Here is a 20767-nt window from a genome sequence, read left to right as displayed (position 1 = left end):
TAGTTGTTTCCAATAAACCCGTTGTGGAGAACCCGTGAGCGACCTAAGCGAGCACAAATCGGATAGTCAGCGCGCCATCCTGAAAGTCAGTAACCTGACCCATAAGGTTAGCCTGGAGACTGATACGTTGACGATCTTGCAGGGGGTCAGTCTGGAAATCAACCGCGGTGAGTCTGTGGCGATTGTGGGGCGCTCCGGTTCCGGAAAAACCACCTTGCTGGGCCTGCTGGCGGGCCTGGACACGCCTTCGGAAGGTACTGTTGAGCTTGATGGGGCGGTGATCAGCCAGCTCAGCGAGGATGAGCGAGCAAAACTCCGGTCCCGCCGGGTCGGTTTTGTTTTCCAGTCGTTTCAGCTGTTGCCGGCCCTGACGGCACTGGAGAACGTCATGCTGCCGCTCGAACTCGGTGGTTTCGACAGCCCGGACGCGAAAGCACGGGAATTGCTGGAGCGGGTCGGGCTGGGGGAGCGTCTGTTTCATACCCCCAGGCAGCTCTCGGGCGGCGAGCAACAGCGCGTTGCCATTGCCCGTGCGTTTGCGTCAGAACCCGCCATCCTGTTTGCCGATGAACCCACGGGTAACCTGGACAACCGCACTGGCGCGGACGTGTCAGACCTGTTGATGACGCTGAACCGGGAGCAGGGTACGACGCTGGTCATGGTCACCCACGATGAGCGGCTTGCCGCCCGTTGCGCCCGCCAGTTCAATATTGAAGCAGGTATCCTGACGGAGCCGTCCGCTTCAGAGCAGCCGGAAGCGGTGAACTGATGGCGGCATCGAAGAAGCTGACGTCAGTCCAACGCGACTGGCGCGAAAGAGACGTTCGCGTTGTCCTCTCGGCGCTCATCATCGCGGTGGCCACAGTGGCAACCATTGCCCTGTTTGCCAGCCAGCTGCAGCGCACACTGGTATCTTCCGCCAGTTCTTTCCTGGCGGCGGATCGCCAGCTGGAAGCGGAAAACGGCCGGCCCATTCCCGAAACCTGGATGCAGGAAGCTGAGCAACGGGGGCTGGAAACGGGCCGCATGATCGAGTTTTCCACCATGGTTTACGGTGCCGATAACTTCCAGTTGGTATCGATCAAGGCCGTGAACGACGCGTATCCGCTGCGCGGCCAAGTAGAGTATCAGCAGGGCCTGGATGCACCCAGGCAGACCGTCAGTCACGGCCCGGGGCCGGGAGAAGTCTGGCTTAACCCGCGTCTTTTGCGGTTACTGGAACTGGACGTTGGCGATAGCCTGGAGGTGGGTAACCATCAGTTGAGCATCTCCGGCTTGCTGGTACGTGAGCCTGACGGTGGCTTCCGAATGTCTTCGTTGGCGCCGCGGGTAATGATGCACGTGGATGATGTGGAAGCCACCGAGGTGATCCAGGAAGGCAGCCGGGTGGAGTATGTGTATCTGTTTGCCGGCGATGAGTCTGCCCTGAACGATTACTACCGCTGGCTGCAACCACAGCTGGAGCCGAGCCATGAGTGGGAAGGGGTGCGCGACGGCGAAACCTTCTCCGAATCTCTGGAACGGGCAGAGCGCTTCCTCCTGCTGGGTGGCAGCCTGGCGGTCATGCTGGCAGCAGTCGCGGTTGCGGTGGCCAGTCGCCAGTATGCGATGTCCCAGCGGGACACCGTGGCCCTGCTGAAAACCCTGGGTGTGAGCAGCAAAGGGATTGGTCGGCTGTATATCCGTCGCCTTGCCCTGTGGGGGATCGCAGGCGCCATCGGGGGGCTGCTGGTGGCCCTGCCTCTGTATTGGCTCCTGTCCAGCGTGCTGGGGGATGTGCTGGAGCGTCAGATCGATTATCAACTTGACCCCAATGCACTGGTACCGGCGCTTCTGACCGCCCTTGTGTCTCTGTTTGCATTTGCTTACCCGCCCATCCGAAGGCTACGCAATGTGCCGGCCATGAGGGTGTTGCGAAGCCAGCCCGGTGAATCCGGCCGCGAGGCGATTCCGGACCTGATCATTGCGGTGGTGGCGATATTTGGTTTGGTATGGATGTATGCCCGGGAGGTTTCTCTGGTGTTGTCGCTGCTGGGCGGCCTTGTGCTGCTGCTGGGCACGCTGGGGTTATTGGGATGGCTGTTGGTAAGCACCCTGCGCAGGATCAGTGGCGGAGGCAACGCGTGGCGACTGGCACTGGTCGGGCTGTATCGTCATCGCCGCGCCAGTCTCTCGCAGATTGCCGTTTTTGCCATGACACTGATGCTGGCGGCAACACTGATTCTGGTCAGAACCTCATTGTTGAGTGACTGGCAGGCCCAGTTACCGGAAGATACGCCCAATCACTTTCTTATCAACATCGCCCCCCAGGCAGTTGATGAGGTAGACGAGTTCTGGGCAGGGCGCGGGCATCCGCTGGAGCAGCTGTATCCCATGGTCCGTGGCCGCCTTACCGAGCTGAACGGACAGCCGGTCAAGGAAGCGGTTACCAAGGAAGAGCGGGTAGGCGCGCTGAATCGCGAACTCAATCTGACCTGGATGGACGAATTGCCCGAAGACAACGAAATAGTCGCGGGCGAGTGGTTTGCCAGCGGCCAGACCGATGGTGTGTCCATTGAGGCGGAGTTGGCCGGTAAGCTCGGGGTCAAGGTGGGTGATGAGCTCGGTTTCACCATCGGTTCCGACAAGGTGACAGAAACAGTCACCAGTATCCGTACGGTTCAGTGGGACAGCATGAAACCCAATTTCTATATGGCGTTTCCACCCGGGGGTGGGCTCGAGGATATGCCGGCTACCTGGATTACAGCGTTCTTCCTTCCGTCGGACATGAAAAGTGAACTTAATGAATTTTCGCGACAATTTCCTACGGTTTCTGTGCTTGAAATTGATCATGTCATTGAGCGCATCCAGGAAATCGTGCGTCAGGTAACGCAGGCCATCGAAGCCATACTGGCTCTGATTCTGGCCGCGGCACTGGTAGTGATGGCGGCCGTGGTCAGTGCCACCATGCAGGACAGGCAACGGGAAGGTGCGTTGCTACGAACCCTGGGTGGCAGGCAGTCCCTGTTGGTGAGAAGCACTATGCTGGAGTTTGCCTTGCTGGGGTTCTTCGCCGGTATCCTGGGGGTAGCGGCCGCGGAAGGCGCCGTATGGGCATTGCAGTTCAGAATGTTCGAGGGAGAATTCCGCTGGCACTGGCAGGCCATTCTGCCGATTCCGCTACTCAGTGCGCTGGTGCTGGCGATGTTTGGCCGCTGGCAGTTGAAACCGGTGTTGAGTGTGTCGCCAATGCTACTGCTGCGACGTCTGGAGTAGCGCAGCGGGACTGCGCAAGGAAGTCCCGCTTGAGGGCGGGAGTTAACGGTAGTTGGAGAGTATCTCCTCCAGCTCGCCGTTCTGCTTCATGGCTTCAAGCTCGCGGTTAAAGGCTTCAGCAAAACTCACCCAGTCTTTTCTGAGCATCAGTCGAAATCCGTATTGGCTCAGTTTCGCCGAGGTGGTGCGAAATACATCCTGCATGCCTTCGTTGCGCAGAATCCATTTCCCGACCAGCCGGTCCGCAACGGCAGCATCCATGTCTTCGCCGTGGAGTACATAGTGGAACATATCCTTGTCACGGGAAACATCAAAACGTCTGATCTTGCCCGCCTGGAAGTGGTGTTCCAGCGCCGGGTAATGGTAACCGAGATGAGTTACCACCGTGTACGAAAACAGGTCCTCGGGTACTTCAAACTCCAAGTCTGAGTCTTTGGGCACAAACAGCACTTCCTCGATGTCCACTATGGGGTCGGTAAAGGCAAACTCATCGGGATTGTCCGTCCACTCTCTGGCGCGAGTAGTGGCGTCGATATAGCCTTCCTTGAGCATCTGATCCACGCGTTTGCGGGGGATCTGTTCAGGGATCACCACATAGTCCAGACGATCGGCAATCGCAGTGAGTACGTCCCACATGATGCCTGACTGCTTTCCGTTCTCGTTGATGAGATAGGGTGGGTAACCATTGGGAGAGACATTGAAGCGGACAACCCGATCAGCCTTCTGGTTGGCTGCGTGCTCCGTTGCGAGTGCGTTGGTTCCCGACAGGAATGAGAGCGACAGTAAAACCAGGGCTAGCGGCAGGCGCCGGCAGAATAATGCGTTGCGCATAGATGTTAGGCTCTGAATTTATCCAAAAACAAACCCGGCTACATCCCTGCCAGCGAATCAGAATTGTCACTGTTTCCTGTGTCGATTTCAAGGATTTGATTGGAATGTTTTTGGGGCACGGAGCTGTTTTTGATCTGCGTCATAGTGGCCCGGACATCCCACCTGCCGGGGTGTCCGGGCCGGTCCGCCCATCAGGCCCAGGCTTTTTTCAGAACCGCCCGGGCGTCTTCCAGCGTCACTTCTTTCGGGTTAAACATCATGGAACCGTCATCCATGGCCATTTCTGCAATGGTGTCCAGTTGGTGCTCTTCCACGCTGCCGGCTTCTTTGAGGGTGCGTGGCAGCTTGCAACGCTTGAACAGTTCATCCCTGAGTTTGCGAAGCGCGGAAATACTGGCCTCGGCGCGGCGACTGGCCGGTGTAGCGGCATAAACCTCGGGGCCTTCAAGATAAAGCAGCAGTTCGCCCAGTGGGCCACGGATCGTTTCCAGGTTGTATTCCAGTACGTAAGGCAGGTAAAGGCTCATGCATAACCCGTGGGGCAGGTGACAGATCGCCCCGGTGGCGTGGCCGAGTGCATGAACCAGGCCAACCATGGAGTTGGAGAACGCAATACCGGCCATGGTGGATGCTTGTGCCAGCTCCAACCGGCCATCACTGTCCTTGGGATTGTCCATTACCTTCAACAGTGACGCGCTGATTTTCTTGATAGCGGCGGTTGCATAGGCATCGCTGAGCGGGTTCTTCGCCATGCAGGTGAACGCTTCCGTGGCATGGGTCATGGCATCCATCGCTGTGGCCGCAGTGATGTGCGGCGGCAATGTCAGAGTCATCCTCGGGTCGATAACGGCAGCGTTGGGTAGCAGGAATGACGAGGTGAACGGCAGTTTTACTGACTTGGCCGTGTCGGTGATCACGGCAACGGAGGTGACTTCAGAGCCGGTACCGGCAGTGGTTGGTACCACCAGGAATGGCTTCAGAGGATGCTTGATGATGCCTGCGCCGCTGTACTCGGCAATGTTGTCTCCACCCTCGGAAACCAGAATATTCACTGCCTTGGCGGTATCAATGGCAGAGCCACCGCCCACGGCGATGAGAGAGTCACACTTTTCACGGCGATAGATACCGGCAATGTCTTTTACTACCCCTGTAGAGGAGTCCGGTGGAACGTCATCGTAGATACTGATGATTTCCAGGCCGCTTTCTTCACAGGCAGCAATCACCGGCTCAAGCAGGCCAGCGGCGCGAACGCCCTTGTCGGTCACGATCATCGGGCGTTTGGCGCCCAGGCCGGTCAGTTCATAGGGAATGTGTTCCAGCGCCGCTTTACCGGCAATCACCTTAACCGGGCAGAAAAACTCATAGTATTGGTTGGTCATTATGCTCTCACCGTCTCGACAAAATTGGAGGCTACCTTGAGGTAAATACGAGCCGCACTGAGGAGTTTCTCGGGCAGGTGCAGGTTCGATGGGTATTCCTTTACGGCACGCTCTGCTACCAGTTTGGGCAGAATGAAGGTTTCAAGCCGGTTCAGGATCCGGGTCATGCGGATGGCATAGCTGATATCGCCATCGACCAGCATGCGGTCGTTGGCAAAGGCCACGGATGTTTTCTCCTGAAAGGACAGCACCAGGAAGGCATGGGCAATGTGTTTGAACTGGATGGAGAGGTCTACTGGCCGGGGTGCGGTGGCTCCATGGTACTGGAACCGGCCATTGCCGAGGTGCTCCACAATAAGCCGGGAGCCGTCAGGCATCACCATCATTTCAAACAGGAAGCCATCGGGCAGGGCCCGGGCTTCCTTCTGTACGGCAGCGTCAATTTCGCTGACAGCCTGAAGCGCGCGCCCCATGACCTGGAACATCAGCTCCACATAAAGCCGGCGGGCCTGGAAGACCATCGGCTGGATACGTCTCGCGAGCATGGCAATCGTCCGGTTGTTGTTTCGATATATTGATTTTTAGAGTTATTGCTCTAAAAGTCAATGCGGACGATGACGTTAGTTTTGCGTCAGCTGGGCCAGTTTCTGTTTGGCCTCCTGCGCAATCTCACCTTCAGCCTCTGCCGCGGTGCTGTAATACTGGATAGCGTCCTGCCGGCGATTCTGCTGTACCGCAATATCGCCCAGGCGCAGAAAGGCGATGGAGGTTGGTACTGATTCGTTAGCCTTGTTCAGCCGTTCCTTCGCCTTGTCGAGTTTATTCAGCTCGAGTGAATTGAGGCCGCTGTGGAGCTGGTAGGTGAACATTTCCGGGTACAGGGAGGTGGCTTTGTCAAAGTCAGCTTCGGCTTTCTCCAGGTTCTCCTTTGCCCGGTAAATGCGGCCGCGCAGAGAATAGAACGCGGCTTCTTCTGGTTCGATTTTGATGGCTTCGTTCACCTTGGTGATCGCCTGATCAAACTTGTCGTCGCTTGCCAGTTTCATAGCCTCGTCATGGGCCTCATAAGCGGGTTGCAGGCTGCGGAGATATTCGGTTTTCTTCTGGTATTCTTCACGACCGCGATAGCCGCCCGCGCCAATCTTGTCGACCAGCTCCTGGTTTTCCCGGACGCGCTTCTGCGATGGTGGGTGGGTGGCAAACATGCCTTCGATGAAGCTGGTTTCCCGGCCTTCAGAGAGCTCTACAAAAAGTTCCTGAAGTTCCACGGCTGCCTGAGGGTCATAGCCCGCCTCTTTCATGTAGCGTATGCCGTAGTGGTCTGACTCGAGCTCATCGCCCTGGCTGTACTGGGCGAGGGCAAGCTGGGCGCCCATGGCGGCACCGCCCATGATCAGTCCGGCCCATTCGTTATCCGAAAGTGCGAAACCCAGTCCTGCCACCCCGGCGCTGATCAGCATGCCTTGCTGCATCCTCTGCACACTGTGACGGGCGGCAGCATGCACAATCTCATGGCCAAGAACCGAAGCCAGTTGGGCCTCGTCTTCAAATTCTGTCAACAGGCCACGGTTAATCGCGATTTTGCCGCCGGGCAATGCCCATGCGTTTGGCACGCTGCTGTTCAGCACCACAAATTCGTAGGGAAGGTCAGGCCGGTCACTGACTTCAGCCAGTTTCTGACCCACTTCGGCAACGTACTGGTTCAGGTCCGGGTCCAGGTAAAAGCGGCCGCCCTGGGTCTGCTGGGTTGGCTTGTATTGCTCGCTTCCGATGGATAACTCCTGGCTTTCCGGAATCAGCGAAAGCTGCTTCTCTCCGGTAACCGGATTGACGGTGCAACCGGAAAGAAGGGCCAGCACAATAATAACAGTGAAGTATCGAAATCCAGCGTGGATGGTCACGGGTAGAGCTCCTTGGTCAATTCCCTGGGCGACACGCCGGCGTGGCAGTATCGCCTTTGATACGGTTGGTTATTTATACCATATCCCCGTTGTATGCTGCGTTACTACCGTGAAGAGCCTGCCGTCTGGAGGCTGCACTCTGGTTGCGTTATCATTACCGCTCGCTACTCGTCCTTACTCACCCATACCCGGAACCCTCTCATGGGCAATTATCTGGAGCTGATCGCACTTGTGTGGTTTTTGGTTTGCTGGCTTGGTTATACCGAGTACTCCAAACGCAAGGCCAATGATCGCCCGTGCCTGTCCAATACGCTGGACCTGTACCGGGAGGACTGGATGCGGGTCATGCTGAAACGGGATAACCGTATCTCGGATGCCTCCGTGGTGGGCAATCTGGAACGCAATGGCGCCTTCTTTGCCTCCAGCTGCCTGCTGATCCTGGCCGGTATTATCACTGCCCTGGGCTATACCCAGGAAGTGATGGAAGTGTTCAGTACCATGCCGTTCGGAACCCTGCCCAGCCGGGAAATCTGGGAGATGCGGATGCTGGTACTGATGGTGATTTTCATCTACGCCTTCTTCAAATTCACCTGGTCGATGCGGATGTACAACTTTGTGGCGGTGCTTATCGGCAGCGCCCCACTGACAACCGATACCAAAGCCAGCCCGGCTTCACGGGAGGCATTTGCCAAGAGTGCGGGCAACGTCTGCAACATGGCCGGGGACGCGTTCAACCTGGGCCTGCGCTCCTATTACTACGCATTGGCTGTGGTGTCGTGGTTTATCCACCCCGTGGTTTTCATGGGGGCCTCCACCCTTACCGTGATCGTCCTGTACCGCCGGGAGTTTCGCTCCGACGCACTGCTGGCACTGCGTTCCGGAAAGACATTCGAGGACCCGGCACCCCGGCAGGAAACCGACAAAGAAACCACCAACTGATCTGACGAGCCATACTTTATGAACGATTCCATGAGAATGGACCGGGTTCGCCGTTTTATCGAAACCCTTAACCAGGGCAGAGAGCTGGGCCTGACCGTGATATCGGCAAAACAAGGCCAGTTGACTCTTTGTCTGCCCTACAGCGACCGGATTATCGGCAACCCGGACACCGGCGTGATCCATGGCGGCGCCATCACTACCCTTATGGACACCGCGTCCGGGTCGGTGATCATGTGTGCCCTGGAAGATTTTGAGCTTTGCCCGACCCTGGACCTGCGAGTGGACTACATGCGCCCGGCAGAACCCCACAAGCCTGTCTTCGCCCGCGCGGAAACCTACAGGATTACCCGCAATATCATTTTTACCCGCTGCGAGGCCTTTCAGGACCCGGGCGAGACCATCGCCAACTGCGTAGGTACTTTCATGCGAATCGGCAAGGAAGCGATGCCCAAGTCTTTCCGTGATCTTATCGAGGGAGGAGAGGAATCATGAATCCGGACATCCTTCGTTTCACACAGGAAACCGGTGATTTTTCCCGGATGCTGGAGAGCATTCCCTACGCCATGTTCATTGGCCTTGAATGCGATCGCTTTGGTGACGATCTGATTTTTCGCCTGCCCAGGAAGGAACAAAACCTCGGCAACCCGGTTCTGCCTGCTATTCATGGCGGGGTTATCGGTGGTTTTATGGAACTCTCTGCGGTCATCTACCTGATGATGTCCCAGGAAACCCTGCGCATGCCCCGAATTGTGGACTTTTCGCTGGATTACCTGCGCGCGGGCCTGAATCGTGAAACGTTCGCCGAGTGTCAGCTTACCCGCCAGGGCAATCGCGTGGCCAACGTGATGATCACTGCCTGGCAAAAATCCCGCTCCCAGCCCATCGCCACAGCCAGGGCGCACTTTCTGCTCGAAGACTGAATTCATCTTGTCGGGGTTGAAATGCCCCGGATGAACCCCATTTCCGAATTCAGCATATTAAGCATTGGTGCAGGCGAGCAGTTGGGGATGGGTTTACGAAACACGCCTCGAGACGTCCCTGTGCGGCTCGGGCTCCGCCATCCATGGCTCCGCACGGTTTCGTAAACCCATCCCCAACTGCTCGCCCAAACTCCGTGCAAGGATCGATATTACTCAATAGTCGGGTGGCGTGGGTACGAACCCCTGTCCAAAACCGTGCGGAGCCATGGATGGCGGAGCCGAGCGTACATGGACGTATTCACAGCGTGTTTTGGACAGGGGTTCGTACCCGCGCCGCTCCACCGAAGCAAACACAGCAGGAGACAAAACGGCCATGACGGTTGAATCGCAAAAAGAGACCCTGGGTTTTCAGACCGAGGTTAAGCAACTGCTTAATCTGATGATCCATTCCCTGTACTCAAACAAGGAAATCTTCCTTCGTGAGCTGATCTCCAATGCGTCAGACGCGGAAGACAAACTCCGCTTTGCCGCCCTGAAAGACGACAGCCTGTTCGAGAACGATCCGGAGCTGAAGATTCGCCTGGATTATGACGCAGAGCAAAACACCGTCACTCTTTCCGACAACGGCATCGGCATGACCCGTGATGACGTGGTCCAGAACCTCGGCACCATTGCCCGGTCCGGCACGGCCGAGTTTCTGAAACAGCTCTCTGGTGACGAGAAGAAAGACAGCAAACTGATTGGCCAGTTTGGTGTTGGTTTTTATTCATCCTTCATCGTTGCCGATGCAGTGGAAGTGTTCACCCGCCGCGCCGGAGCGCCGGTTGAGGAAGGGGTGCACTGGGAATCCAAGGGCGACGGCGAGTTCACCATCGAGAACGTGGACCTTAATGAGCGTGGTACGAAAATCGTTCTGCATCTGAAAGACGATGCCAAGGAATTTGCCGATGGCTTCCGCCTGCGCAACCTGGTGAAGAAGTACTCCGACCATATTTCGTTCCCGGTGGTGATGAAGTCCGAATCCGAGGAAGAGGGCGAGAAGGACAAGGAAGAAACCGTCAACGACGCCACAGCCCTGTGGACCCTGTCCCGCAGCGAGATCAAGGACGAAGAGTACAAGGAATTCTACAAGCACATTTCTCACGACTTTGAAGACCCGCTGACCTGGTCCCACAACAAGGTGGAAGGCAAGCTGGACTACACCAGCCTGCTGTACATTCCGGGCCGCGCGCCGTTTGATCTGTACAATCGGGAAGCCCCCCGTGGTCTGAAACTGTATGTGCAGCGCGTTTTCATCATGGACGACGCCGAGCAGTTCCTGCCGTTGTACCTGCGTTTCACCAAGGGTGTTATCGATTCCAACGATCTGTCGCTGAACGTTTCCCGCGAGATTTTGCAGAACGACAGCACCGTGGAAAGCATCCGTACCGCCGTTACCAAGCGGGTTCTGGACATGCTCTCCAAGCTGGCCAAAAAAGAGCCGGAGCAATACCAGCAGTTCTGGAACGAGTTCGGTACCGTATTGAAGGAAGGCCCGGCGGAAGATTTCAGCAACCGCGAGAAAATCGGCGGGCTGCTGCGGTTTGCCTCTACCCACACCGGCGAAGATACCCAGAATGTATCGCTGGATGAGTACATCGGCCGCATGAAAGAAGGTCAGAGCAAGATCTATTACATTACAGCCGACAATTTCATGGCGGCCAAGAGCAGCCCGCATCTGGAAGTGTTCCGCAAGAAGGGGGTTGAGGTGCTGATCCTCTCTGACCGGATTGACGAATGGATGATGGGCTACCTCAACGAATACGATGGTAAGCAGTTCCAGGACGTGGCCCGGGGCGATCTGGACCTTGGTGAAGTGGAGACCGAGGAAGACAAGAAGCACAAGGAAGAGGCTGCCGAGGAGCACAAGCAGCTGCTGGAGCGAATCAAGGCGGCGCTGACCGATCGGGTCCAGGATGTGCGTGTTACCAATCGCCTGACCGACTCCCCGGCCTGCCTGGTGGTTGGCGATTTCGACATGGGCGCCCAGATGAAGAAAATCATGGAAGCAGCCGGCCAGAAAGTACCCGACAGCAAGCCGATTTTTGAAATCAACGTGGAGCACCCGCTGGTGCAGCGCCTGGAAAGCGAGCAGGGCGAGGACCGCTTCAAGGAGCTGTCCGCGGTACTGCTGGACCAGGCGACGCTGGCCAGTGGTGAGCAACTGCAGGACCCGGGTGCTTACGTGAGCCGCCTGAACCGTCTGCTGCTGGAACTGGCTAACTAGGGTTCTATGCAGCAGATCATTGTGGACATCCAGATCAGCCCTGATGAGTGGATAAAGCTCTATCAGGGCATTGCCACCGATGTCCGCACCACGGCCCGGGACGGGCGCTCCGTCCGCTTCCCGGCCCGTATCCTCTCCCGTTTCTATCTCAAAGACGGTATCCGGGGTAGCTTCCGGATTCTTTTCGACGACGCCGGAAAGTTCACCTCCATTGAAAGGCTCTGAGTCTTCTACCACTCCATCCCATTGATAAAAGCTTTTGCAATTGTATTTTTAATTAATTGTATTAAGTGTCGAGCGCCACGTTAACGTTGGGTTGTTCTGATCCAAGCAACTTCGCTTGCGATCAGCTGCCCGTCTAAGGCTTTGATGGCTTTCGGGAAGCCCGATAGGCATTCGCTATCCGGGACATAATAAATACTCAGAGTAGAGTGCTTTTTTTGTCCTATAGTTAGTGGTGCTAATAAAAAGCAGTTTTGTTTTGCCAAACCGAATCAGGAGAGAGAAATGACCCAGAACAACAGTTCAGGCGGAAAGTGCCCGGTCATGCACGGTGCCAACACGGCCAGTAGCCAGAATGTGACCGGCTGGTGGCCTGAATCCATCAACCTCGACATCCTCCATCAGCACGATGGCAAAACCAACCCGATGGACGAGGGATTCGAGTACCGCGAGGAAGTCCGAAAGCTCGACTTTGATGCCATTAAACAGGACCTGCACGCCCTCATGACCGACAGCCAGGACTGGTGGCCGGCTGACTGGGGTCACTACGGCGGGTTCATGATCCGTATGGCCTGGCACTCTGCCGGTACCTACCGGATGGCTGATGGCCGCGGTGGCGGCGGTACCGGTAACCAACGCTTTGCCCCGATCGCTTCCTGGCCAGACAACGCCAGCCTTGACAAGGCTCGCCGGCTGCTGTGGCCAATCAAGAAAAAGTACGGCAACAAGATCAGCTGGGCGGACCTGATGATACTGGCCGGCAACATTGCCTATGAATCCATGGGACTGAAGACCTTCGGTTTCTCATTCGGCCGGGAGGATATCTGGCACCCTGAAAAAGATATTTATTGGGGCGCCGAGAAAGAGTGGCTTGCACCCTCAGATGAGCGCTATGAGGATGTGGGCAAGCCGGACACCATGGAAAACCCACTGGCTGCTGTGCAGATGGGTCTTATCTATGTGAACCCGGAAGGTGTCAATGGTCAGCCTGACCCCATGAAGACCGCCGCGCAGGTGCGTGAAACCTTCGCCAGGATGGCGATGGATGACGAAGAAACCGCAGCACTGACCGTGGGTGGTCACACTGTTGGTAAGTGTCACGGTAACGGCGATGCCGGTGCCCTGGGCGCCGAACCGGAAGGGTCTGATGTCGTCGGCCAGGGTCTCGGCTGGGATAACCCCAATATGCAGGGCAGGGCGTCCAATGCCATCACCTCGGGCATCGAGGGTGCCTGGACCACCGAGCCAACGAAGTTCGATATGGGCTACTTCGACATGCTGCTGGACCACGAGTGGGAGCTGAAGAAGAGCCCCGCTGGTGCCAATCAGTGGGAGCCGGTGGACATCAAGGAAGAAGACAAGCCGGTGGACGCCAGCGATCCATCCATTCGCCACAACCCGATCATGACTGATGCCGACATGGGCATGAAGGTGGATCCCACGTACCGCAAGATCCTTGAGGAATTCCGTAAGGATCCGGAGCGGTTCCAGGATGCGTTTGCCCGTGCCTGGTTCAAGCTGACCCACAGGGATATGGGGCCGAAATCACGGTACATCGGTCCGGAAGTGCCGGATGAAGACCTGATCTGGCAGGATCCGATTCCTGCTGGCCCCACCGACTATATCGAAGAGGTGGTAAAAGAGAAGATTGCCGATGCAGGCCTGTCCATCAGCGATATGGTCAGCACTGCCTGGGACAGCGCCCGCACCTTCCGTGGGTCCGATCTGCGTGGTGGTGCCAACGGCGCCCGCATCCGCCTTGCTCCCCAGAAAGACTGGGTGGGTAATGAACCTGAGCGCCTGGCCAGAATTCTGAAAGTCTATGAGAAGATCTCTGCTGATACAGGTGCCAGCATCGCGGATGTGATCGTACTGGGCGGAAGTGTCGGTATCGAAAAAGCCGCGAAAGCCGCCGGCTACGAGGTACATGTACCCTTCCTGAAAGGGCGTGGTGACGCCACTGACGAGATGACCGATGCTGAGTCCTTCGATGTGCTGGAACCGGTGGCCGATGGCTTCCGTAACTGGCAGAAGCAGAACTACGTGGTCAAGCCTGAAGAGCTTCTGCTGGATCGCGCCCAGCTGATGGGGCTGACCGCAGCCCAGATGACCGTGTTGATCGGTGGTATGCGGGTACTGGGCACCAACCACGATGGCGCCAAACATGGCGTGTTCACTGATCGGGAAGGCCAGCTGACGAACGATTTCTTCGTCAATCTGACCGACATGGGCTACAGCTGGAAGTCGGTGGGCGAGAATCTCTACGAGGTTCGCGATCGCAAGACTGATCAGAAGAAGTGGACCGCTACCCGGGTTGACCTGGTGTTCGGCTCCCACTCCATCCTGCGCTCCTATGCGGAGGTTTATGCCCAGGACGACAACCACGAGAAGTTTGTCCGGGACTTCGTCTCAGCCTGGGCCAAGGTCATGAACAGCGACCGCTTCGACGTACCGGCGTAAACTGTCAGTAACGCTGTAAAACCCCCGGCCGGGCATCCTGATTTCAGGATGCCCGGCTACCAACTTCCCCCCAAATTCCTTACAATCCGCCCCGCCTGATTTTTGATCAGATTCAATCTGTACAGACTTTTCCTGCTGGAGCACTCATGCGAATCATCCTCGCCCCGATGGAAGGGCTGGTCGACGCACCCATTCGCGAAACCCTGACCAAAGTGGGTGGGATTGACCGTTGCGTGACCGAGTTCATTCGGGTAACCCACGGCATGCTGCCGCCGAGAGTGTTCTACAAGTACGCCCCGGAGCTTTACAACCAGTCACTGACGGAAGTCGGCACCCCAGTTGCGGTTCAACTGCTCGGCTCAGACCCCCACCAACTCGCTCGCCATGGGGAGAAAGCTGCCGAGCTGGGCGCCACACAGGTGGATATCAATTTCGGCTGCCCCGCAAAAACGGTGAACAAGCATAAGGGCGGCTGCGTGCTGATGCGCGAGCCAGAATTGATGCATGAGATAGTGGCCGCGGTGCGCCAGGCGGTGCCGCTAAACGTGCCGGTTACGGCAAAAATGCGCCTCGGGTATGACGACCGCTCCATGGGTGTGGCCTGTGCCCAGGCGCTGGAAGTAGCCGGCGCAGAAGAAATCGTTATCCATGCCCGTAGCAAGGTGGGTGGGTACAAGCCGCCCGCCTACTGGGAGGAAATTGCCCGGGCCCGGGAAGCCGTGAAAACCCCCGTCATTGCCAATGGTGAAATCTGGACCGTGGCCGATTACTGGCGATGCCGTGAAGTCTCCGGGTGCGACGATGTGATGATCGGCCGGGGCCTGATCGCGCGGCCGGACCTGGCCCGACAGATAAAGGCCAGCCAGCAGGGTATAGCAATACCGGATATGACCTGGCCGGAGGCCGTCGCCCTGGTTCGTGAATATGCCACCGTTCTGCAGGGCTGGCTGGAGGACCGCTACGTGACCGGGCGCATCAAGCAATGGCTCAATTTCCTTCGCCAGGGATTTGCCGAAGCCGAAGCCCGGTGGCCGGAAGCCCGCAAGATCCGTCAGGTGGCGCCCATGCTGGCCTGCCTTGAACAGCCAGCACCGGTTACCGATTCGCGCGCCGCCTGAGGTTATCCCCGAACGCAAGTCACTCCCGCCGGCTACACTGGTACCTATGGCTTTGCCGTTCGTATCAGTACTGGTACCAACAAAAAACAGGTGGGGAGGACGAATACCATGTCGCAAAATTTTTTCCGCAACCGTTATTTCTGCAAAACCGTGGCCGCCATCGGGGCGTCTGCGTGCTTATTGGCTGGAGGAGCGACGTTGGCCCAGGCTGACGAGCACGTTGTTAAGGTCACGCCTCTTGGCAGCCACGATGGCGAGTTCTGCAGCCGTGACCGGGCGCTGGTATTTGAGGACCCGAACGGCACCCGGATTCTCTACGATGCCGGAAGAACCGTTGCCGGGCCGGACGATCCCCGGCTGGGCAAGATTGATGTCGTGCTGGTTTCCCATATGCACGGCGATCATGTGGGTGACCAGCGCATCGGTGAGACCAACCAGGGCAGCTGTGCGTCGCCGGATACCGGAGTGTCGACTTTACCGCAGTCCAATACCGTGGATATTGCGTTGAAGCATCAGGCGAAAATCGTGACCGGCAGTGAAATGCCCGCCTTTTTTGCTGCCAAACTGAAAAACGGCGGTGGTGACCCCGCAAACTCCCTGCTGGTGCGTTTCGGTGGTGAGCGGGAAGTTGGCGGTGTGGCGATTACCACCGTGCCTGCCGTTCACAGCAACGGCGTTGCTCCCTCCTTCCTGACCGGTCCGCTGGCGGAATATCTTCAAGCAGCGGGCGTGGGCGCCAGTGTAGGGCCGCCTACCGGCTACGTGCTGACGTTTTCCAACGGGCTCGTGGTGTATCTGTCAGGTGATACCGGTATCACGGCCGAACAAAAGCTGGTGGTCAGCGAACACTATGGGGCAACACTGGTGGTTATGAATATTGGCGACACCTTCACTACCGGGCCTGAAGAGGCCGCTTACGTAATCAACGACCTGGTTCGGCCCAAAGCTGTCATTGCCTCACATGCCAATGAGGCGGCCACAGAAAAGGGCGCAGTGCGCGAAAACACACGCACCGCGCAGTTTGTCAGCCTGTCCTCGGTGCCAGTGCATGTTCCACTGAGCGGGAAAACCATGAGTTTCGATGGCAGCGCCAGCTGCACGACGGGTTGTTGAACCGGGGGCTGGCCGTGTTGGTCAGCTCTGCTCCAGATCCTCTGAGTAACGTCCGAGGTTGGCCAGGCTGTTGAGCCGGGCCCGTTTCACCAGCGCGGCCTGAGCAGCGTCACGGTTCGACGAAATGCCGGCCCAGGCTTTCTGTGCGGGCTCCTGCAATGCACGGCCGTAGGAAAAGCTGAGATTCCAGGGCTGGGCGGCGCCACTGTTCATGGCATTCAGATTCAGTGTCGCTTCTTCCGGTGTCTGACCGCCAGACAGGAAGTTGATGCCGGGTACCGCGGCCGGTACTACCCGCCGGAAAACTCTCAGGGTGTGCTCCGCCACTTCCCCGGGGCTGGCCTTGTTGCCGGTGGCGTTGCCAGGGGTAACCATGCTGGGTTTGAGGATCATGGTTTCCAGTTCAACACGATGGCGTCGCAGGGCACGGAATACCTCGCTGATAACGGCTTCATTCACATCTGCACTGCGCTGGATGGTATGACTCCCATCGATCAGCACTTCCGGTTCCACAATGGGGACAATTCCGCAGGACTGGCAGATGGCCGCGTAGCGTGCCAACACTTCGGCATTCGCTTCAATGGCGGCCTGACCCGGATTGGTGTCGGTGATGTGATACACGTTACGCCACTTGGCAAATCGCGCGCCGGACTCCTTGTAGTGCTCAAGGCGCTGGGCCAGGCCGTCAAGGCCTTCGGTAATCTCGTCTCCGGGTGCGTTTACCATCGGCCCCTTGCCCTTATCTACCTTGATGCCGGGCACCACCCCCTGTCTTGCTGCCACTGAGGGCAGGGCGGTGCCGTCATCCGCATGCTGGCCGAGGGTTTCCTCGAACAGGATAACGCCACTGATAAACTCCCCCAGTCCCGGCGCGTCGAGAATCAGGTCGCGGTACTGTCGCCGATTATCTTCCGTGGACTCAACACCCACCGCCTTGAATCGCTTGGCGATGGTAGGGTTGCTTTCATCCGCCGCCAGTATCCCTTTGCCCGGCTGTACCAGAGCCTGAATCGTTGCGTTGAGTTCGTCCTGAATGGTCATGGTGGTCTCCTTTAAGTGCACGATGAGTCAATAATGACTGTCAGCTGATATTTAATTGTAGACGCAGACCGTCTGATTGAAATTTGACCTAGGCTATAACAGTAACAGATGAAGTCATTTAATCTGGAGTCCATAACAACTCTTAATCCAGAGTTCATAACCACTTCAGTCCAGGGAAGCCAGAAGCGTGAAAACAGTGGTGAGCGTCAGCCAGAGATCCTCGGAGTTCGACTACGATCTTGAAACAGAATTTCTTGGGCAGCCTTTCCGCATTATTCGTGTCGGAACGGACGGCGACCTTTCGCGAGGCGAAGCGGTACTGGATTCGGTGAAAACAGAGGCGGACGCGATTGGCCTGAGCGTTATTCATGACCAATATCACGCCAGCCGCACAGTACTGGAGCATCCGGATATTACGCGCCTGAAGGCCAGTGTGCCGGATAAGCCGATTACCACCGGCGCGAAACTGCGGGGCATCCTTCAGGAGTGGGCGGTCAGGCATACCCAGTCCGAGCTTGGTCACTTCTTCGACAATGCCCGGGTGCTGTTCATGAGTGGCCAGGCGGGGTATCGCGTTGCCAGGGCCTTGTCGGAATACACGGACAACCTGTTGTTTGCGGACCCTTACACGGATTTCGGCGTGCCCAGGCTACTTACCTCCCTGGGCCAGCTGGAAGCCTATACCGCCGTGAGTGCCCCGATGATGTTCCGACCGGCAACGGCAAGGGCAGTGGAAGCCATCCGGCATTTGCCCCTGGTCCGCCTCGGCGAAAAGCTGGTCGCCGGTTCGCTTCGGGAAGCGGTGAAAAATGCCCATGTCATCGTGGCAGCAGTGGACGAACTTGGAGATTTCAGCCGGGAGCAGCTGGATGGCAAAACGGTTATAACGTCCAGGGTAACGGATCAGACCCTGGACTGGATGCGCTCCCGACGGGTGGCCATGGTGGTCGACTACAGCCCCTGGCTGCATGGCCGGCCTGTGGGCGTCAACGTCATGGAAGCGATGATCAGCGCAGCGCTGGCACGAACCCCGGACCAAATGGGGCCCGATGACTTCCTTGAGGTTATTGAAACCCTGGGCATCCAACCCCGGATACTTTACCCGGACGGTTACCGTCGGGTTAACCGCTTCGCCTTTGTGATTCACCCGCTGTCACAACAATACCTGACCAAAACCCCGCCGTTGGACTGGATTGCCAATGTTTCGCCACCGGTGGTCATGAATATCGTGGAAAAGGCAGTCGCCTACACCCCGCCGTTCATATACTGCAAAGTGACGGGGGTACAATCGCCCACCGGCGATGAAGCCGAAGGCTGGCTCATTACCGTAGGCGGCACACCACGGGAAATCATGGCACATGGCCCTGAGTTTACCTACAGCCGGCTGCTGGCGGCGGCGAAGCTGGCAAAAAAACTGGGTGCCCAGGTCATGGGGCTTGGTGCCTTTACCAAGGTGGTGGGCGACGCTGGCATTACCGTTGCCAAACGAGCGCCATTGCCTATTACAACCGGTAACAGCTACTCTGCATCTGGTGCCCTCTGGGCGGCCCATGAGGCGATGAAGAGGATCGGGCTGGTGGGCATTGGTGCCAGTGGCAAGATGGCCGGCAAAGCCATGGTCGTTGGTGCAACAGGTGCCATTGGCTCCGTCTGCGCACGCCTGTTGGCAAAGGCTGTGGATGAAATCTATCTGGTCGCTCCCGAACCGGCAAAGCTCCTTTCCCTGAAGGAGACCATCGAGCGGGAGACGAAGGGCGCTGTAGTTCATGTGGCGGGCACGGCCGATCGCGACCTCGAACACATGGACATGGTCGTAACCGCCACCTCGGGGGCCGGAAAACGGGTACTGGACATCATGCGGGTCAAACCCGGCTGTGTGATCACCGATGTCGCCCGGCCGCTGGATATTCCCCCCGAGGATGTCGCCAAACGGCCCGACGTCATGGTAATCGAGTCCGGAGAAATCGAGCTGCCCGGGCAGGTCGCCATGAAGGACATCGGTTTGCCCAAGGGTATCGCCTATGCCTGCCTGGCGGAAACGATTGTGCTGACGCTGGAAGGTCGGTTCGAGAACTTCACCCTGGGCCGGAACATCGAGTGGGAGAAAGTGCGGGAAATCTACAGACTTGGACTGAAGCACGGCATGAGGCTTGCGGCAATTTCCGGGGTCAATGGCGTATTCAGTGAAGAGGATTTCGAACGGGTGAGGGTATTGGCAAACAGGCAATAATGGCCAGGAGGCTTATTTGATAACCTACATATTGCTGGTGGTGGCACTGGCGCTGCTTGCGGTCACAGTACTCGGTAAGGTGCGGCTTCACGACTGGTGGATACGTGCCTGTGAGTTCCCAAGGGTACAGATCGTTACCCTGACCGTGATCACATTGGTTGCGGCCCTGGTGTTTGGCCAGGGCGGGAAGCAGATCTGGATTTTTGCAGCGTGTGCCGCGGTACTGGTGCTGCAATTATACCGGATTTTACCGTGGACACGGTTCTGGCCCCTGCAGGTTCAGACGGCTGAGCCCGGGCAGGAGGACCGGTGCGTGACGTTGATGGTTGCCAATGTGCTCACCCCCAATCGCAATAGCGAAGGGTTGATCCGCCAGGTACGGGAGCGGCAGCCGGACGTGCTTCTGACTCTGGAATCCGACCAGTGGTGGGGTGACCGGCTGGATGAGGCCTTTGGTGACTGGCCTACGATTATTCGTATTCCAATGGACAATCTTTACGGCATGCACCTGTATTCCCGCCTGCCTCTTGAGGATGCAGAGGTGAAGTATCTGATTCAGGACGATATTCCCTCCATACATGGCTGGCTCAAGTTACCCAGTGGCGACCGCATCCGCCTCCATGCCCTGCATCCGCGCCCTCCCGCTCCGAGTGAGAGCGAGGAATCCCTTTGGCGTGATGCAGAATTGCTTCTGGTGGGTAAAGAGATCGAAAAAGGCGGGTATCCGGCTATTGTTGCCGGAGATCTGAATGATGTCGCCTGGTCCAGAACCACGCGGTTGTTCTGTCGCATCAGCGGCATGCTCGATCCGCGTCGTGGACGGGGCACATTCAGTACCTTTCATGCTGAGCGCTGGTACCTCCGCTGGCCGCTCGATCATGTATTTATCACCGAGCACTTCACCCTGAAGCGCCTCCGCCGTCTCAGCGCTTTTGGGTCTGATCACTTTCCCATACTGGTGACCTTGTGCTATCGCCCCTCGCGCAGGGACGAGCACGAAGTACCCGAGGCTGACAGGGAAGAGGAACAGGAAGCCCGGGAAAACATTCGCGAAGGAAAGGCGCGGGAGCAGGGCGACAGCTGAGCCGCTCA

17 protein-coding genes are annotated in these 20767 nt (G+C 57.5%); 12 read left to right on the top strand and 5 right to left on the bottom strand.

Features of this window, described 5'->3' with window-relative positions:
• Positions 1-34: 34 nt before the first annotated feature.
• Positions 35-769 (top strand): ATP-binding cassette domain-containing protein, encoded by a 735-nt coding sequence (locus ABJM11_RS09295; RefSeq protein WP_348297054.1) that lies wholly within the window; start codon positions 35-37, stop codon positions 767-769.
• Complete coding sequence (locus tag ABJM11_RS09290; protein WP_348297053.1) at positions 769-3255, top strand: FtsX-like permease family protein; 2487 nt, start codon at positions 769-771, stop codon at positions 3253-3255. The genes ABJM11_RS09295 and ABJM11_RS09290 overlap by 1 nt, the downstream gene beginning before the upstream one ends.
• Positions 3256-3297: 42 nt before the next feature.
• Here ABJM11_RS09290 and ABJM11_RS09285 read toward each other — a convergent pair whose 3' ends face one another.
• From ABJM11_RS09285 to ABJM11_RS09270, 4 genes are all read right to left on the bottom strand, one after another.
• Positions 3298-4086: a transporter substrate-binding domain-containing protein gene (locus ABJM11_RS09285; protein WP_348297052.1), complete on the bottom strand. Its 789-nt coding sequence runs from the start codon at positions 4084-4086 to the stop codon at positions 3298-3300.
• A gap of 191 nt (positions 4087-4277) precedes the next feature.
• Entirely contained in the window at positions 4278-5465 is a 1188-nt protein-coding gene (locus ABJM11_RS09280; RefSeq protein ID WP_348297051.1) for an iron-containing alcohol dehydrogenase, read from the bottom strand.
• Entirely contained in the window at positions 5465-6010 is a 546-nt protein-coding gene (locus ABJM11_RS09275) for a hypothetical protein (RefSeq protein ID WP_348297050.1), read from the bottom strand. The genes ABJM11_RS09280 and ABJM11_RS09275 overlap by 1 nt, the downstream gene beginning before the upstream one ends.
• A 75-nt stretch (positions 6011-6085) precedes the next feature.
• Positions 6086-7366: a M48 family metalloprotease gene (locus ABJM11_RS09270; RefSeq protein WP_348297049.1), complete on the bottom strand. Its 1281-nt coding sequence runs from the start codon at positions 7364-7366 to the stop codon at positions 6086-6088.
• 201 nt (positions 7367-7567) lie between these two features.
• On the opposite strand from ABJM11_RS09270, the gene ABJM11_RS09265 reads away from it, so the two are divergent.
• From ABJM11_RS09265 to ABJM11_RS09230, 8 genes are all read left to right on the top strand, one after another.
• Positions 7568-8305, top strand: coding sequence for a DUF599 family protein (locus tag ABJM11_RS09265; RefSeq protein ID WP_348297048.1), 738 nt, complete (start codon positions 7568-7570; stop codon positions 8303-8305).
• An 18-nt stretch (positions 8306-8323) separates the two neighbouring features.
• The gene (locus tag ABJM11_RS09260; protein WP_348297047.1) at positions 8324-8797 is read left to right on the top strand and encodes a PaaI family thioesterase; all 474 of its coding nucleotides are present in this window, start codon (positions 8324-8326) and stop codon (positions 8795-8797) included.
• A complete protein-coding gene (locus tag ABJM11_RS09255) occupies positions 8791-9225 on the top strand; it encodes a PaaI family thioesterase (RefSeq protein ID WP_407069986.1) in 435 nt (144 codons plus the stop codon). The genes ABJM11_RS09260 and ABJM11_RS09255 overlap by 7 nt, the downstream gene beginning before the upstream one ends.
• Positions 9226-9598: 373 nt before the next feature.
• Positions 9599-11491 carry a molecular chaperone HtpG gene (gene htpG / locus ABJM11_RS09250; RefSeq protein WP_348297045.1) on the top strand — a complete coding sequence of 631 codons (1893 nt, stop codon included), beginning with the start codon at positions 9599-9601 and terminating at the stop codon, positions 11489-11491.
• Positions 11492-11497: 6 nt separating this feature from the next.
• Positions 11498-11716, top strand: a complete 219-nt coding sequence (locus ABJM11_RS09245; protein WP_348297044.1) for a DUF2835 domain-containing protein — start codon at positions 11498-11500, stop codon at positions 11714-11716.
• 282 nt (positions 11717-11998) lie between these two features.
• A complete protein-coding gene (gene katG / locus ABJM11_RS09240) occupies positions 11999-14173 on the top strand; it encodes a catalase/peroxidase HPI (RefSeq protein WP_348297043.1) in 2175 nt (724 codons plus the stop codon).
• Between the two features lie 146 nt (positions 14174-14319).
• Positions 14320-15291 carry a tRNA-dihydrouridine synthase gene (locus tag ABJM11_RS09235; RefSeq protein ID WP_348297042.1) on the top strand — a complete coding sequence of 324 codons (972 nt, stop codon included), beginning with the start codon at positions 14320-14322 and terminating at the stop codon, positions 15289-15291.
• Positions 15292-15399: 108 nt separating this feature from the next.
• Positions 15400-16404: an MBL fold metallo-hydrolase gene (locus tag ABJM11_RS09230; RefSeq protein ID WP_348297041.1), complete on the top strand. Its 1005-nt coding sequence runs from the start codon at positions 15400-15402 to the stop codon at positions 16402-16404.
• 21 nt (positions 16405-16425) lie between these two features.
• Here the strand turns inward: ABJM11_RS09230 and ABJM11_RS09225 are convergent, their stop codons facing one another.
• Positions 16426-17445 carry a class I fructose-bisphosphate aldolase gene (locus ABJM11_RS09225; protein WP_348297040.1) on the bottom strand — a complete coding sequence of 340 codons (1020 nt, stop codon included), beginning with the start codon at positions 17443-17445 and terminating at the stop codon, positions 16426-16428.
• Positions 17446-17632: 187 nt separating this feature from the next.
• On the opposite strand from ABJM11_RS09225, the gene ABJM11_RS09220 reads away from it, so the two are divergent.
• Positions 17633-19675, top strand: a complete 2043-nt coding sequence (locus tag ABJM11_RS09220) for a dehydrogenase (RefSeq protein ID WP_348297039.1) — start codon at positions 17633-17635, stop codon at positions 19673-19675.
• A 16-nt stretch (positions 19676-19691) separates the two neighbouring features.
• Positions 19692-20759: an endonuclease/exonuclease/phosphatase family protein gene (locus ABJM11_RS09215; RefSeq protein ID WP_348297038.1), complete on the top strand. Its 1068-nt coding sequence runs from the start codon at positions 19692-19694 to the stop codon at positions 20757-20759.
• Positions 20760-20767: the final 8 nt, after the last annotated feature.

It is taken from the genome of Marinobacter sp., assembly GCF_039977835.1.
In the GTDB taxonomy this organism is placed as follows: domain Bacteria; phylum Pseudomonadota; class Gammaproteobacteria; order Pseudomonadales; family Oleiphilaceae; genus Marinobacter.
Note: the sequence above shows the minus strand (reverse complement) of the source record. Positions and strands in the feature narration are given on the sequence as shown.

What these genes read in the sequence shown, in the direction of transcription:
- ABJM11_RS09280 (WP_348297051.1), bottom strand. Translation starts at nt 5,465, where the DNA reads ATGACCAACCAATACTATGAGTTTTTCTGCCCGGTTAAGGTGATTGCC.
- ABJM11_RS09275 (WP_348297050.1), bottom strand. Translation starts at nt 6,010, where the DNA reads ATGCTCGCGAGACGTATCCAGCCGATGGTCTTCCAGGCCCGCCGGCTT.
- katG (WP_348297043.1), top strand. Translation starts at nt 11,999, where the DNA reads ATGACCCAGAACAACAGTTCAGGCGGAAAGTGCCCGGTCATGCACGGT.
- ABJM11_RS09245 (WP_348297044.1), top strand. Translation starts at nt 11,498, where the DNA reads ATGCAGCAGATCATTGTGGACATCCAGATCAGCCCTGATGAGTGGATA.
- ABJM11_RS09285 (WP_348297052.1), bottom strand. Translation starts at nt 4,086, where the DNA reads ATGCGCAACGCATTATTCTGCCGGCGCCTGCCGCTAGCCCTGGTTTTA.
- ABJM11_RS09230 (WP_348297041.1), top strand. Translation starts at nt 15,400, where the DNA reads ATGTCGCAAAATTTTTTCCGCAACCGTTATTTCTGCAAAACCGTGGCC.
- ABJM11_RS09290 (WP_348297053.1), top strand. Translation starts at nt 769, where the DNA reads ATGGCGGCATCGAAGAAGCTGACGTCAGTCCAACGCGACTGGCGCGAA.
- ABJM11_RS09260 (WP_348297047.1), top strand. Translation starts at nt 8,324, where the DNA reads ATGAACGATTCCATGAGAATGGACCGGGTTCGCCGTTTTATCGAAACC.
- htpG (WP_348297045.1), top strand. Translation starts at nt 9,599, where the DNA reads ATGACGGTTGAATCGCAAAAAGAGACCCTGGGTTTTCAGACCGAGGTT.
- ABJM11_RS09235 (WP_348297042.1), top strand. Translation starts at nt 14,320, where the DNA reads ATGCGAATCATCCTCGCCCCGATGGAAGGGCTGGTCGACGCACCCATT.
- ABJM11_RS09265 (WP_348297048.1), top strand. Translation starts at nt 7,568, where the DNA reads ATGGGCAATTATCTGGAGCTGATCGCACTTGTGTGGTTTTTGGTTTGC.
- ABJM11_RS09225 (WP_348297040.1), bottom strand. Translation starts at nt 17,445, where the DNA reads ATGACCATTCAGGACGAACTCAACGCAACGATTCAGGCTCTGGTACAG.